This is a genomic window from Xanthomonas sp. LF02-5 (genome assembly GCF_034105325.1).
GTDB lineage: Bacteria > Pseudomonadota > Gammaproteobacteria > Xanthomonadales > Xanthomonadaceae > Xanthomonas_A > Xanthomonas_A sontii.
On record NZ_JAXGGF010000001.1, the window covers coordinates 1,056,822 to 1,071,256 of the forward strand.

Annotated in this window: 8 protein-coding genes; all 8 read left to right on the forward strand. The window is 71.0% G+C overall.

Going from position 1 to position 14,435, the window contains the following annotated elements:
- Window positions 1-347 precede the first annotated feature (347 nt).
- A complete protein-coding gene (locus tag SLW52_RS04705; RefSeq protein WP_320744235.1) occupies window positions 348-2,438 on the forward strand; it encodes a FimV/HubP family polar landmark protein in 2,091 nt (696 codons plus the stop codon).
- Between the two features lie 220 nt (window positions 2,439-2,658).
- Window positions 2,659-3,432, forward strand: a complete 774-nt coding sequence (gene truA, locus SLW52_RS04710) for a tRNA pseudouridine(38-40) synthase TruA (protein ID WP_152239676.1) — start codon at window positions 2,659-2,661, stop codon at window positions 3,430-3,432.
- On the forward strand, window positions 3,429-4,091 hold the full coding sequence (locus tag SLW52_RS04715; RefSeq protein ID WP_010342993.1) for a phosphoribosylanthranilate isomerase: 663 nt from the start codon (window positions 3,429-3,431) through the stop codon (window positions 4,089-4,091). Before truA ends, SLW52_RS04715 begins: the two co-directional genes overlap by 4 nt.
- Window positions 4,092-4,324: 233 nt before the next feature.
- Window positions 4,325-5,005: a hypothetical protein gene (locus SLW52_RS04720; protein ID WP_320739293.1), complete on the forward strand. Its 681-nt coding sequence runs from the start codon at window positions 4,325-4,327 to the stop codon at window positions 5,003-5,005.
- Complete coding sequence (locus SLW52_RS04725) at window positions 5,002-7,002, forward strand: hypothetical protein (protein WP_026143208.1); 2,001 nt, start codon at window positions 5,002-5,004, stop codon at window positions 7,000-7,002. Before SLW52_RS04720 ends, SLW52_RS04725 begins: the two co-directional genes overlap by 4 nt.
- 122 nt (window positions 7,003-7,124) lie before the next feature.
- Window positions 7,125-12,473 (forward strand): DNA repair ATPase, encoded by a 5,349-nt coding sequence (locus SLW52_RS04730; RefSeq protein WP_320739291.1) that lies wholly within the window; start codon window positions 7,125-7,127, stop codon window positions 12,471-12,473.
- Complete coding sequence (locus SLW52_RS04735; RefSeq protein WP_267093793.1) at window positions 12,470-13,183, forward strand: hypothetical protein; 714 nt, start codon at window positions 12,470-12,472, stop codon at window positions 13,181-13,183. Before SLW52_RS04730 ends, SLW52_RS04735 begins: the two co-directional genes overlap by 4 nt.
- Before the next feature lie 42 nt (window positions 13,184-13,225).
- Complete coding sequence (locus tag SLW52_RS04740) at window positions 13,226-14,323, forward strand: toxic anion resistance protein (protein ID WP_320739290.1); 1,098 nt, start codon at window positions 13,226-13,228, stop codon at window positions 14,321-14,323.
- Window positions 14,324-14,435 lie beyond the last annotated feature (112 nt).

The window sequence follows — 14,435 nt, forward strand, 5'->3', positions numbered from 1 at the left end:
GCTCGCCCCGTTGTGGGAGGGGCTTCAGTCCCGACGCGAGATCCCGCACACCGCGTTATGAAGCGCGGTCCCTGTCTCGGATTTCCGAGTCCCCAGCCTCCCCACGGGGGCTTTTCCGGGCCCGGATTTTTTGGGAACTTCGGTCCCGACAGCGGCCGCACCTCGCGTCGGGACTGAAGTCCCTCCCACAGTGGCGTGCCTGGGCTTTCCTGCTGCAGGGTGTTCTTGCGTCGTGGATTTCAGCGGTGCACCAGCAACGCGGTCCCTGTCTCGGCTTTTCCGGACCCCGGGTCCCCGGTCCCGGCTTCCTATATATTGCACGCATGATTCCAAGGGGCAGGGGCGGGATGCGCCTACAACCACGTTTGTTCCGTCGCCATCGCGGCGATGCGGTGTCCGCCGTGCGCGGGCTGCGCCATGTCTGTCGCGCTGCCACGGCGCTGTTGCTGCTGGCCTGCAGCCAGGCCGCGCTGGCCCTGGGCCTGGGCGATATCCGCGTGCTGTCCAAGCCGGGCGAGCCGTTCCTGGCCGAGATCCCGGTGATCTCCAACGAGCCGGGCGAACTGGAGCGGGCGCGGGTGGCGCTGGCCTCGCCGGCGACCTTCGCGCGGGTCGGGCTGGAGCGCCCGCAGGGCCTGGTCAGCGATCTGCAGTTCCGTTTCACCCAGACCCGCAAGGGCCGCGCGGTGATCCAGGTCAGCAGCCGCATGCCGGTCGACGTGCCGTCGCTGAGCTTCCTGATCGAGGTCGATTGGGGCCAGGGGCGGCTGATTCGCGAATACTCCGCGCTGATCGATGCGCCCAACACCGCCGCCGCGATCGATGCACCGGCGATCGATGCGCCGGCCGCGGCGCAGCCGTCCGACCGCATCGCCCGCGAAACGTCCACCGCGGCGCCAGCGCCTGCCGCCGCCGCCACGCCGGCGACGCCAAGCGCCAGGCCGGCCGCCACGCCGCGTCCGGCGCCGGCCCCCGCGGCCGCGCCCGGCGATGCGCTGGCGCCGGTGCGCGCCGGGCAGACCCTGTCGCAGATCGCCGGGCAACTGGCGCGCGGCAACGGCCATTCGCTGGACCAGACCATGGTCGCGCTGCTGCGCGCCAATCCGGACGCCTTCATCCGCGGCAATCTCAACCTGCTCAAGCAGGGCGCGGTGTTGCGCACCCCGCGCGAGGAGGATCTGGCGAGCCTGGATGCCGCCGCCGCCGAGGCGGTGGTGCGCGAGCAGGCGGCGCAATGGCGCCAGGCGCGTGCGCCGGTGCCGCAGCCGGCACAGGCGCAGCAGGACGCGGCGACGGCGCAGACCGCGCCCAAGCCGGCCGCAGCGGCGCCGGCCGCCGCCGCTGGCGCACGCCTGGAAATCGCGCCGGCGGTGCCGGCGACGCGCCGCGAGGCGGGAACCAAGTCCGGCACCGGTGCCGGCGACGAAGGAGACATGGTGGCAGCCCAACAATTGCAGCAGGCGCGCGAAGACCTCGCGGCACGCGATGCCGAGGTCCAGGAACTGCGTTCGCGGGTGGAGCAGCTCGAAAAGCTCAAGTCCCAGCAGCAGCAACTGATCGCGTTGAAGGACAGCGACCTGGCTGCGGCGCAGAAGCGCCTGGCCCAGGCCGGGCAGGCGGCGCCAGCGGCCGCGCCCGCGCAAGCGCCGGCCAATGACGGGTTCCCGCTGTGGCTGTGGGGCGGGCTGAGCCTGCTGGTGCTGGGCCTCGGTGCCTGGCTGCTGTCGCGCCGGCGCAAGCCCTCGCCGCTGCCGCCGTTGCCGCGCGACGACGATGCCGCGCTGGCGGCGAGCGCCGCGGTGCCGGTGGTCGCGCACCGCGATGTCGATGCGCCGGAACTGCCGCCGCTGGAACCGGCCGAGCCGCTGGCCGAGGAGGAGGCGGTCGCCCGCGACCACGAGGCGTTGGAAGAGTGGGAGCGCGCCGACCATCTCGACCACGCTGCCGCCGATCACTCAGATCACGCCGATCACCACACCGCACTCGACGACGACGCCTTCGAGCGGGTGCTGGCGCAGCAGTCGCTGCGGCAGGCGCCGGCCGATGCGCCGCTGTCCGCGGACAACGACGACGACCATTCCGCTGGCGTGTCCGATGCCCATCCGGAGGCCGCACCGGCCGCCGAGCCGGTTGCCGAGGCGCCGTGGCGGCAGCCGTCGCCGGTGGTCGCAGTGCCGGGCGGCGACGCCCATGCCGACAAGGACGCCGGCGGCGGCCGGCAGGAGCCGACCTGGCATCAGCCTGCCGCGCCGGCCCCGGCCCCGGCCGAAGCACCGTCGCCGTATCCGCCGGCGGGCCGCGAGCGGCTGGAACTGGCGGTGGCGTACATGGATCTGGGCGACAACGAAACCGCGCGCACCTTGCTGACCGAGGTCGCGGCCAGTGGCGATCCGGCCGCACGCGCCGAGGCGCTGCAATTGCTGGGACGGCTGGACTGATGGTGGCAGGCGGCGCGCGGCGCGCTCGCCGCGGCCGTCCGGCCTGGATCGGGACGGCCCAGCGGCATTTTGCGCATCGGCGACGGGCGCGCGCCAAGCGCGCGCTTCCGGCCGGGCAGAGGCGCTGCCGCGGTGGCGTTGCAGGCGCCCCGTGTTGGTCCCTGCGCGCGTCGGCCGCAGCGCGCGCCGATGTCGATGCCGCACTGCAGTGGAGGTCGCCATGCGCTACGCGCTAGGCGTGGAGTACGACGGCAGCGAATTCCAGGGTTGGCAGCAACTCGGCGAGAGTGGCGGCCCCAGCGTGCAGGCGACGCTGCAGGCGGCGCTGTCGTCGGTGGCCGACGCCCCGGTGAGCGTGGTCTGCGCCGGCCGCACCGATGCCGGTGTGCACGGCGAGTGCCAGGTGGTGCATTTCGATTGCGGCGCGCCGCGCCCGCCGCGCGGTTGGATGCTGGGCGCCACCGCGCGGTTGCCGCCCTCGGTGTGCGTGCGCTGGTGCGTGCCGGTGGCCGACGACTTCCACGCGCGCTTCTCCGCCCGCGCGCGCCGCTATCGCTACCGCCTGCTCAACCGCCAGGTGCGCCCGGCGCTGTACCGGCAGACCCTGAGCTGGGAGCGGCGGCCGCTGCAGGCCGACGCCATGCACGCGGCGGCGCAGGCGCTGCTGGGCGAGCAGGACTTCAGTGCTTTCCGCAGCGTGCAGTGCCAGGCCCTGCACGCGCGCCGCGAGCTGCAGTCGATCGCGGTGAGCCGCAGCGGCGAGCTGGTCGAGATCCAGGTCCAGGCCAATGCATTCCTTCATCACATGGTGCGCAATATCGTTGGTTCCCTTGTCATGGTGGGAACGGGCGAAAAGCCGGTGTCCTGGATTGGCGAACTGCTCGCGGGACGCGACCGCCGCGTCGCTGGTCCGACGGCACCGCCGCAGGGCCTGGTGTTCGTCGGTCCCCTCTATCCCGCCCACTGGACGCTTCCGGACGAGGTCACGCTATGAATCGCACGCTGTATCGCACCCGCATCAAGTTCTGCGGCATGACCCGCGCCGGCGACATCCGCCTGGCAGGCGAGTTGGGCGTGGATTCGATCGGGTTCGTGTTCGCCCATGGCAGCCCGCGGCGGGTGGCGCCGGCCGAGGCGCGGGCCATGCGCCAGGCCGCCGCGCCGATGGTGGACGTGGTGGCGCTGTTCCGCGACAACCCCAAGGACGAGGTGCGCGAGGTGCTGCGCACGGTGCGTCCGACCCTGCTGCAGTTCCATGGCGACGAGGACGACGGCTTCTGTCGCAGCTTCAACCTGCCGTATCTGAAGGCGGTGCCGATGGGCGGCGGCGAGGTGAATGCGCGCACCCTGCAGTTGCAGTATCCGAACGCGGCCGGCTTCCTGTTCGACAGCCACGCGCCCGGCGAAAGCGGCGGTTCGGGCAAGACCTTCGACTGGTCGCGGCTGCCGACCGGCTTGCACCGGCCGTTCCTGCTCGCCGGCGGCATCAATGGCGACAACGTGTTCGACGCGATCATCGGCACCCTGCCGTGGGGCGTGGACGTGTCCAGCGGCATCGAGAGCCAGCCCGGGATCAAGGACGGCCACAAGATGCGCAAGTTCGTCGAGGAAGTGCGCCGCGCCGACTGCCACGAGTTGAACACCAACTGCTGAGCGCGGCCGGCTGGCACGCGCCGCCGGGAGCAGCCCGCTGCCGGGTCCGGGCCGGCGCCGGCCGCCGCAGGTGCCGCCGCATCGGCCCGCGCCGCGGGCCAACCGCCGCGACTTTCACGTATCATCCGGCTCTAGAACCTGCCGGCGGTCCGCCGCGCGCCGTGCGCGCAGGCCGGCGGGATGACGCGAGCCCATGATGGGGCGCGCCGTCACGGCACAGCAAGGATGAGGGGATGGCCGAGTTCCTGAACGTCGCACTGGGATTTCCGACGTTGCCGTACAGCATCCTGTTGGCATTTTCCGCGCTCTACTGGGCGCTGGCCGCCTTCGGCATCGGCGACCATGCCGCGCCCGACGGGCATCTGCATGTCGACGGCGCCGACCATGGCCTGCACGGCGTGTCCGCCGTCTTCTCGCGGCTGGGCCTGGGCGGTGCGCCGGTGATGCTGGTGGTGGCGCTGCTCTCGTTCTGGGGCTGGCTCGGCACCTATTTCGTCCATCTGTTCCTGCTGCAGTCCCTGCCGGCCGGCCTGCGCTGGGGCATCGGCAGCGGCGTGGCGCTGTTGGCCCTGCTGCCTGCGCTGCCGCTGACCTCCTGGATGCTGCGGCCGCTGCGCCGGCTGTTGCTGCGGCTGCGGCCGGTGGCGCAGACGTCGTTGCTCGGCAAGGTCGGCGTCGTCGCCTCGCCGCGTGCCGACGCGGACTCCGGCTACGCCACCGTCGACGATGGCGGCGCCGGCCTGGTCCTGCAGGTGCGTGCCCAGGCCGGCCAGGTCTATCCGCGCGGCGAGCGCGTGGTGCTGGTCGACTACGTGCAGGCGCACAACCACTATCTGATCGCCCGCGAGCAGGATCTGCCGGGTTTGCCGTTTCCACACAGCCTGATTGCGGGCGATAAGGAGATCCACCGATGAGTTTTGCGACGATGGCGCCGTTTCTGATCGGCGTCGGCATCCTGCTGGTGCTGCTGCTGGGGCTGGCCGGCCTGTTCCGCGCGTTCTACCGCAAGGTGGATCAGGGCGTAGCGCTGATCGTCAACGACATGAGCGCCACGCCCAAGGTGCACTTCACCGGCGCGTTGATCGTGCCGGTGCTGTACCGCGCCGAGCTGATGCGGATCAGCCTGATCACCCTTCAGGTCGACCGCCGCGGCAAGGAAGGGCTGATCTGCCGCGACAACATGCGCGCCGACATCGCCGTGGCGTTCTACCTGCGGGTCAACGAGACCCAGGCCGACGTGCTGCGCGTGGCCAAGGCGATCGGCGCCGACCGCGCCTCGGACAAGGACGCGGTCGACGAACTGTTCAACGCCAAGTTCTCCGAGGCGCTCAAGACGGTGGGTAAGAAGTTCGAGTTCACCGAGCTGTTCGAGAAGCGTCAGGAGTTCCGCGACGAGATCATCGCGGTGATCGGCAACGACCTCAACGGCTACGTGCTCGAGGACGTGGCGATCGATTACCTGGAGCAGACGCCCAAGGCGCTGCTGGATCCGCACAACATCCTCGACGCCGAGGGCATCCGCAAGATCACCGAGCTCACCGGCACCCAGAACGTGGTCACCAACGAGCTGGAGCAGAACGCGAAGCTGGCGATCACCAAGAAGAACGTGGAGGCGCGCGAGGCGATGCTGGCGCTGGAGCGGCAGCAGGCCGAGGCCGAGGCGCGGCAGAAGCGCGAGGTCGACACGATCCGCGCGCGCGAGCAGGCCGAGACGCTGAAGGTGCAGGAGGAGCAGCGCCAGTTGGCGGAGAACGCGCGCATCGAGGCGCAGCAACTGATCGACATCCGCGAGCAGAACCGCCTGCGCGAGGTCGAGGTGGCCGAACAGAATCGCCAGCGCGCGGTGGCCATCGAGGTCGAGCGGGTCGCGCGTGCGCGTCAGCTGGAGCAGGTCACCACCGATCGCGAGGTGCAGCTGCAGGGCGTGGAGCGCGACAAGGTGGTCGAGAACGGCAAGATGGACGTGGCCAACATCACCCGCGAGCGCATCGCCATCGACAAGACCGTGGCGCAGGAAGAGGAGCGGATCAAGGAAGTGCGCCAGGTCGCCGAGGCCGACCGGCTCAAGCAGGTCACGATCCTGGAAGCGGAGGCCAAGGCGCAGGAACTGCTGGTGCGCCAGGTCAAGGACGCGCAGGCGCGCGAGACCGCGGCCAAGCACCGCGCGGTCGAACTGACCACCCTGGCGCAGGCCGAACACGAGGCCGCCGGCAAGCAGGCCGAAGCCAAGAAGCTGCTCGCCGACGGCATCCGCGCCGAGAAGGCCGCGCCCGGTCTGGCCGACGCGCAGGTCAAGGAGGCCTCGGCACTGGCGATCGAGAAGGTCGGTATCGCCGAGGCGCGGGTGATCGAGGCCAAGGCCGATGCCAGCCTCAAGCAGGGCAGCAACGAGGCGCGCGTGCTGGCCGAGACGCTGCAGGCCAAGGCGCAGGGCGAAGAGCAGATGGGCAAGGCCAAGGCCAGCGCCGCCGAGTCGATCGGCATGGCCGAGGCGGTGGTGGTGGAGAAGCGCCTGTTGGCCGAGGCCGACGGCCTGACCCGCAAGTTCGAGGCGATCGGCGCGCTCAGCGACAGCGCGCGCGGCCACGAGGAATTCCGGATGCTGCTCGACAACAGCCTCAAGCAGGCGCTGGCGTCGATCGAGGCCGGCAAGGAAGTGTCCAAGGAGAACGCCGAGGTCATCGCCAGCGCCCTGCGCAATGCCGACATCGACCTGGTCGGCGGCGACGGCGGCATGTTCGACAACCTCATCAAGGCGGTCTCGCTCGGCAAGTCGATCGAAGGCCTGGCCGACAAGAGCCCGATCGTGCAGGACCTGATGCAGCGCTATCTCGGCGTGCAGCGCGGCGCGGCGGCGCCGTCGCGGCTGGCGCCGGACGCGGCTGGCCAACTGCCCGTCGCCGAGCCTTGAGCGCGGCACTGGACTGAGTGCGCAGGCGGCGCGCGGCCGGCGACGGTGGCGCGTCGTCGCAACCCGTGGCGGGCGCGCGGCGCGATGCGCCGATCCCCCGCAAGCCGGCAGGAGCCGCGACGATGGCAACACCTCCCCAATCCCAGACCGATCCCCAGCCCGAGGGCGACGCGCCCAGCCAGGTCGACCAGGCGGTCGCCCAGGGCGGCGCCTACGACGTGCTGCGCAAGCGCTTGGTCGAGCAGGGCGCGCGGCTGCAGGACGCGGTCGAGGCGCTCAACCGGCAGCGCCTGCAGGAGTTCGGCGACAGCCGTCTCGAGGTGGACGGCCGCTTCCGCATCCGCACCGAGCACAATTGCGTCGGCCGCGACATCGTGCAGGTCGGGCCGGACCTGCTGCTGTTCGGCTACAACGTGTTCCTCGGGCTCAAGAACCAGACCCGCGTGCAGGACGTGTTCGGGCTGTACCGGCTGGTCGAGGGCGCCGACGGCTACGACGTCAGCCCGATCGACCTGGCCGGCAGCTTCCTCGGCCAGGCCGGCTTCGTGCACGACTTCGGCGAGCTGTACGCCTACTACAAGCACGCCCGGCTGCTGCAACTGATCGTCATCGGCGGCAAGCTGCTGGCGGCGTTCCAGATCGGCGAGCGCAGCAGCGACGTGCGCGTATTCCGCTGGGCGCAGGACAGCGACGGCGCGCTCACCTACATCGATGCGCGCGGCGAACGCGACATCGCGCTGCCGCCGCCGTTCGACTTCGAATGGACCCGCGCCACCCGCGAGATGGCGGTGAACGGGCGCCATTCGCATCTGAACATCCTCGATACCCTGTTCGTGGAGACCATCGGCGGCGATCTGACCATCAAGGTCGAGAACAACACCGAGACCGGACAGGGCATCTACAGCGAACCGGTGGAGGACAAGACCCAGTCGCTGGATGATGCGCAGTTCGATTTCGCGCGGGTCGGCAGTCTGGTCCTGCTCAAGGTGCTGCCGTATCGCGAGACGCAGTGGCGCGGGCTGATCTACAACACGCTCAGCGGCCGCATCGTGCGCAACGATGCCATCGTGCAGGCCTGCGTGCAGCTGCCCGAGGACCACGGCATCATTTTTCCCGGCGGCTATTACCTGCAGAACGGCGATCACAAGGCGTTCGACGCGGCGATGGACGGGATGCAGTTCAAGCGCGCGATCCGCTCGCCCAACGGCGAGGACGTGCTGTACATCTTCTACGAGCGCGAGGGCGGCAAGTCCGCGCTGTTCGTCTACAACACCATCCGCCGCGCGCTGCAGAACCCGGTGTTCGGCCATGGCTATGCGTTGCTGCAGGACGGGCGCATGGTGCTGTTCCATGCCGAGGGCAGCGAGCCGACCCGGATCCATCCGATGCAGGTCTGGCAGACTCCCTTCAGCAGCGACGAGTTCGCTGCCAGGCGCCCGCCGAGCAACACCTTCCTCGGTCGCATCGGCAATGCCGAACTGGTGCGCGGCATCTCCAGCCTGTTCGGGCTGGCGCGCGCGATCGACCGCGACGAGGTGTCGGTGCAGCGCTACCAGTTGCTGGTGGAGGACGCGCGGCGCCTGTTCGACGCGCACCATTGGCTGGAGGACGCGCACTGCGGCGACCTGGCCGGCGTGCTGCGCGGCATCAGCGCCACCGGCGAGGCGGTGCTGGACGAATACGAAAAGGTGCTGTCGATCCGCCAGCAGTCCGACCAGGCCATGGCCGAGGCCACGGCTGCGCACAAGGCGCTGCTGGCGCGGCTGCAGCCGGAGAACTGGAACAGCATCCAGGAGTTCGTCGAACCGCTCAACGCCATCGCCGCACAGCGCGGCCATCTGCTGACCATCCGCGAGTACCGCTACATCGACACCGATGCGATCGATGCGATGGGCGCGACGCTGCAGCAGGCCCACGACACCGTCGGCGCCGCCACCGGGCGTTTCCTCGGCAGCGAAAGCGCGCTGGCGCCGTTGCACGCGCGCCTGGCCGAGCTGGACGCGGCGGCGCAGGCGGCGGCGACCGCGCGCGCGCTGTCCGAGCAGGTGCAGGCGATGCAGGCGATGTCGGCCGACCTGGACCTGCTTTCGGAACTGATGGCCGGGCTCAAGGTCGACGACGCCACCGAGCGCACCCGCGTGGTCGAGGCCCTGTCCGAAGTCTACGCGCGGCTCAACCAGGCGCGTGCGCGTGCCGAGCAGCGCCGCAAGAGCCTGGGTTCGGCCGAGACCGTGGCCCAGTTCGGCGCGCAGTTCGCGCTGTTCGGCCAGGCGATCACCAGCGCGCTGGCGCTGTCCACCGATCCCGAGCGCGCCGACGAGCAACTGTCGCGGCTGATGGTGCAACTGGAGGAACTGGAGAGCCAGTTCGGCGAGCACGAGCAGTTCCTCGGCGACATCCTCAGCAAGCGCGAGGAACTGGTCGAGGCGTTCGAGACGCACAAGCAGGCCTTGCTCGACGACCGCCAGCGCAAGGCGCGCTCCTTGCTGGACGCGGCCTCGCGCATCCTCGACGGCCTGCCGCGGCGCACCGAGCGCTTCGCCAACGCCGACGAACTCAACGCCTTCTTCGCCGGCGACCCGCTGATTCTCAAGCTGCGCGAACTGGCCGAGCGGCTGCGCGGCTACCGCGACAGCGTCAAGGCCGACGACGTCGAGGCGCGGCTGAAGGGCGTGCGCGACCAGGCGGTGCGCGCGCTGCGCGACCGCAGCGAGCTGTTCGAGGCCGGCGGCAACGTGGTGCGGCTGGGTCCGCGGCACCGCTTCAGCGTCAACACGCAAGCGTTGGACCTGACCCTGCTGCCGCGCGAGGACGGACTGGCGCTGCATCTGACCGGCACCGACTACCTGGAGCCGCTGCAGGACGCCGCGCTGGACGCCACCCGCGCCTACTGGCAGGTGGCGCTGGATTCGGAATCGCCCACGCTGTACCGCGGCGAATACCTGGCCGGGCGCATGCTGGAAGCGGCGCTGGCGGGCGAGGAGGGGCTGAGCCTGGATGCGCTGGCGCAACTGGCGGCCACACCCGACGCGCTGGCGCGCAGCGTGCGCGACTTCGCCGCGCCGCGCTACCGCGAGGGCTACGAGCGCGGCATCCACGACCACGACGCCACGCGCATCCTGCAGGCGCTGCTGCCCTTGCAGCAGGCCGCGGGCACGCTGATGCACGCCCCGGCCGCGCGCGCGCTGGCGCTGGCGTTCTGGGCCGAACGCCAGCGCGAGGAGGAGGTGGCCGCGTGGGTCGCGCGCCAGGCCGGCGTCGATGCGATCGCGCGCCTGTTCGGCGCGCGCGACGGCCGCGACGCGCTGCAGGTCGAGATGGCGCAGGCCATGGACCGCTTCGCCGAGGACGCAGGGCTTGCGTTCGATGCCGCCCAGGCGCGGGCGGCCGCCGCCTACCTGGCGGCCGAACTGGCGCAGGGCGAACCGACTTTTCCGTTCAGCCGGCATGCGCGGGAACTGCTCGATGCGCTGCATGCGCGGCTGGCCGAGGCCGGGCTGCGCGAGCAGTTCGAGCAAGGCCTGGAACGCGTGCGCGGCAAGCTTGGCGCCGCCTGGACGCAGGCCAGCCAGTGGGTGCAGGGCCTGTGCCACGATCCGCGCTTCGCGGTCCACGCCGGCTACGCGCCCGAGGCGGTGGCGATCGCGCTGCTGGCGCCGCGGCTGCGCAGCCGCGCCAGCGAGGTGGCGTTGATGGCCACGGTGGAGGGCCTGCTCGGCGAACATCCGCGTATCGAAGGCGGGCGCCTGCGCCTGGCCATCGACGATTTCCTGGCGCGCCTGCGCCACCACGAGCAGGTGTTCGTGCCCGGCTTCCGCCAGTACCAGGCACTGCGCCAGCAGGTCATCGCCCGCGAGCGCGAGCAGTTGCGCCTGTCCGAGTTCAAGCCGCGGCCGCTGTCCTCGTTCGTGCGCAACAAGCTGATCAATGAGGTCTACCTGGGCGTGATCGGCGACAACCTGGCCAAGCAGATGGGCACGGTCGGCGAGAACAAGCGCAGCGACCTGATGGGCATGCTGATGCTGATCTCGCCGCCCGGCTACGGCAAGACCACGCTGATGGAGTACGTCGCGAGCCGGCTCGGCCTGGTCTTCATGAAGATCAATGGTCCCGCGCTGGGCCACGCGGTGCGCTCGCTGGATCCGGCGCAGGCGCCGGACGCCACCGCGCGGCAGGAATTGCTCAAGCTCAATCTCGCGCTGGAGATGGGCAACAACACCATGCTGTACGTCGACGACATCCAGCACACGCACCCGGAATTCCTGCAGAAGTTCATCTCGCTGTGCGACGGCACGCGCCGCATCGAGGGCGTGTGGAAGGGGCGCACGCGCACCTACGACATGCGCGGCAAGAAGTTCTGCGTGGTGATGGCCGGCAATCCGTACACCGAGTCCGGCGAGGTGTTCAAGATTCCGGACATGCTCGCCAACCGCGCCGACATCTACAACCTGGGCGACGTGCTCGGCGGCATGGAGGAGGCGTTCCTGCTCAGCTACATCGAGAACGCGCTCACCTCCAATCCGGTGCTGGCGTCGCTGGCCACGCGCGAGCTGGCGGACCTGTACCTGCTGGTGGATCGCGCGCGCGGCAAGGAGATCTCCGGCAACGCGCTCAGCCATGCCTACAGCGGCGCGGAGATCAACGAGATCGTGGCCACGCTGCAGCGCCTGCTGCGCGTGCGCGAGGTGGTGTACAAGGTCAACCAGCAGTACATCGCCAGCGCCGCGCAGGACGATCGCTACCGCACCGAGCCGCCGTTCCGGCTGCAGGGCAGCTACCGCAACATGAACAAGCTGGCGGAGAAGGTCTCGCCGGTGATGAACGAGGCCGAGTTGCAGCAGCTGATCTCCGACCACTACCTGGGCGAGGCGCAACTGCTGACCAGCGGCGCCGAGGAGAACCTGCTCAAGCTGGCCGAGTTGCGCGGCGCGATGGGCGCCGAGGAACAGGCGCGCTGGGACCAGATCAAGCGCGACTTCCTGCGCAACAAGGCGATGGGCGCCGACGAGGCCGATGTCGGCGGGCGCATGGTGGCGCAGCTGGCGGACATCGCAGGCGGCCTGCAGGGGCTGCGTGCCGAGCCGAGTCCGGAACCGGCACGCTGGGAGCAACTTCTTGCGCTGCTGCGGCAGGTGCTGGCCGAACGCGAGCGCGAAGCGCCGCCCGCCACGCCTGTGACCACGCCGGCCGCGCCTGCGCCGACGGAAGCATCGGTCACGCCCGCGCTGCAGCCCTTGCTGGACGCACTCGCGCGCTCGCACGAGGGCCAGGCGCAGGCCGGGCAGGCGCTGACCGCGCTGGCAGAGGCGCTGCGCGCGTCGTTGCGCGAGCCGTCCGCGCCGGAAGCGGAGCCGCGCGTGCGGCGGCCGCGCACGCTGGCCGAACGCCAGCTCGACGAAGCGCTGGCGCGGCATTTCTATGGCGACGCGGGCGCCGCGCGCAGCGACGATCCCGAACCCGGCCCGGCGTGAGCGCGCGCGCCGCTCCTGCGCTGCCCGAGCCGCCGGTGTCGCCGCCCGCGGCGAACGACGCGCAGGCCGCGTCCGGCTACGCGGCGCCGCTGCTCGAGGCGGTCGCACAGGCCCTGGCCGCGCGCGCCGCCGCGCCGGACGCCGGCGCGGCACTGGTGCAGGAGCTGGAGCGCATCCAGCACGCACTGCAGGCGCGCGATCCGCGGCGGATCCGCCGCGACAGCAGCCTGCTCGGCCGTCTGCTCGGCCGCGACCTGGAGCGCCAGGCCGAGGCCGAGACCCTGCAGGCGCAACTGGGCGTGGTCCTGCTGCGCGCCGATGCGCATGCCCAGGCGCTGCGGCACGCGGGCCAGGCATATGCCGAAAGCGCCGGCGTCGCCGAGGCCGGCGTGGCCGCGCTCGAGCGCTGGATCGCCGCGGCGCCGACGCCCGACCCGGCGTTGGCGCAGGCCTGGAACCAGCGACTCGACCACTTGCGCCGCCTCGCCGCCGCCTGGCGCCTGGAAGCGGCGCAATGGCGGTTGCTGCAACAGCAGGGCGAGGACCTGCTGCAACGCTACAGGAACATCCGCGACGTACTGCTGCCGGCCTGGCGCCAGGCCGCCGTCACGCCGCAGGCAGCGCAGGGCAGGGACCACGTGGCCCGCGCCGCACAGGCGCACCAACACATCCTGGCCGAACTGCAGGCCATGCGGGCTAGACTGCGCTGAGCCTGCGCCGCCGCCGCGAATCGCTATCGAAGGAGAACCATGATGACCCAGGAACACCCGCTGACGCCGCAGAGCCTGCCGCTGCAACCCGACGAAGCCGAGCTCAAGGCGCTCGGCCTGGTGCCGGACGATCGTGCGCAGATCGCGGCGCTGGCGCAGGGCCTGCGCGAACTCACGCCCGGCAGCCTGCACCTGTTCGGCACCGAGGTCGCCGCGCAGACCGCCGCGTTCTCCAGCCAGTTGCTGGACCAGGTCCGCAACCGCGACCTGGAGGCCAGCGGCGACAAGCTCGGCGAAGTGGTGCGGATCGCGCGCGCGCTCAAGCTCGACCAGCTCGGCGAGCGCTCGCGGGTGCCGCTGATCGGCGGCCTGATCGATCGCCTGCGCGCGTCCAAGGACGAACTGGTGCAGAAGTTCAGCGACACCAACCGGCAGATCGAACAACTGCTGCGCGACGTCGGCGCGCAGCAGGCCAACCTCGGCCAGCGCGTGGGCGAATTCGACCGCATGCACCAGATGGCGCAGGCCGAGCGCCGCGAACTGGGCCTGCACGTCGCTGCCGGCAAGCTGCGCCTGGCCGAACTGCAGCAACAGCACCTGGCGCTGGCGGGCCAGGACGATCCGCAGGCGCGCGGCCAGCGCGCCGAGATCGATACCGCCCTGCGCCTGCTCGACAAACGCGTCGGCGACCTGCAGGTGATGCAGCACGCGGCCGAGCAGGCGCTGCCGATGATCCGGCTGATCCAGGCCAACGCGCTGCAACTGATCGAGAAGTTCAACACCGTCCGCGACATCACCATTCCGTCGTGGAAGCGCCAGTTCGCCATCCAGCTGTCGCTGCACGAGCAGCAGAACGCGGTGGTGCTGTCCAACGCCATCGACGATGCCACCAACGACATCATGCGCCGCAACGCCGACCTGCTGCGGCAGGCCTCGGTGGACACGGCGCGTGCCAACCAACGCGCGGTGATCGACATGGACACGCTGCGCCACGTGCACGAGCAACTGATCGCCACGGTGGAGGAGGTGCGCGAGATCCACCGCGACGGCATGCAGCAGCGGCGCGCCGCCGAGGTCGAGCTGAGCCGGCTGCGCGACGACCTGCAGCGGCGCCTGGCCGCGCCGGCGCAGCCGGGCTGACGCGCGCGCCCGCCGATGGGCGCTCGACGCCCCACCCACCCATGTAGAGCGGCTTCAGCCGCGACAGACACCTCCACTCCCGCGCACGCCAGGCGTCGCGGCCAAGCGTCCT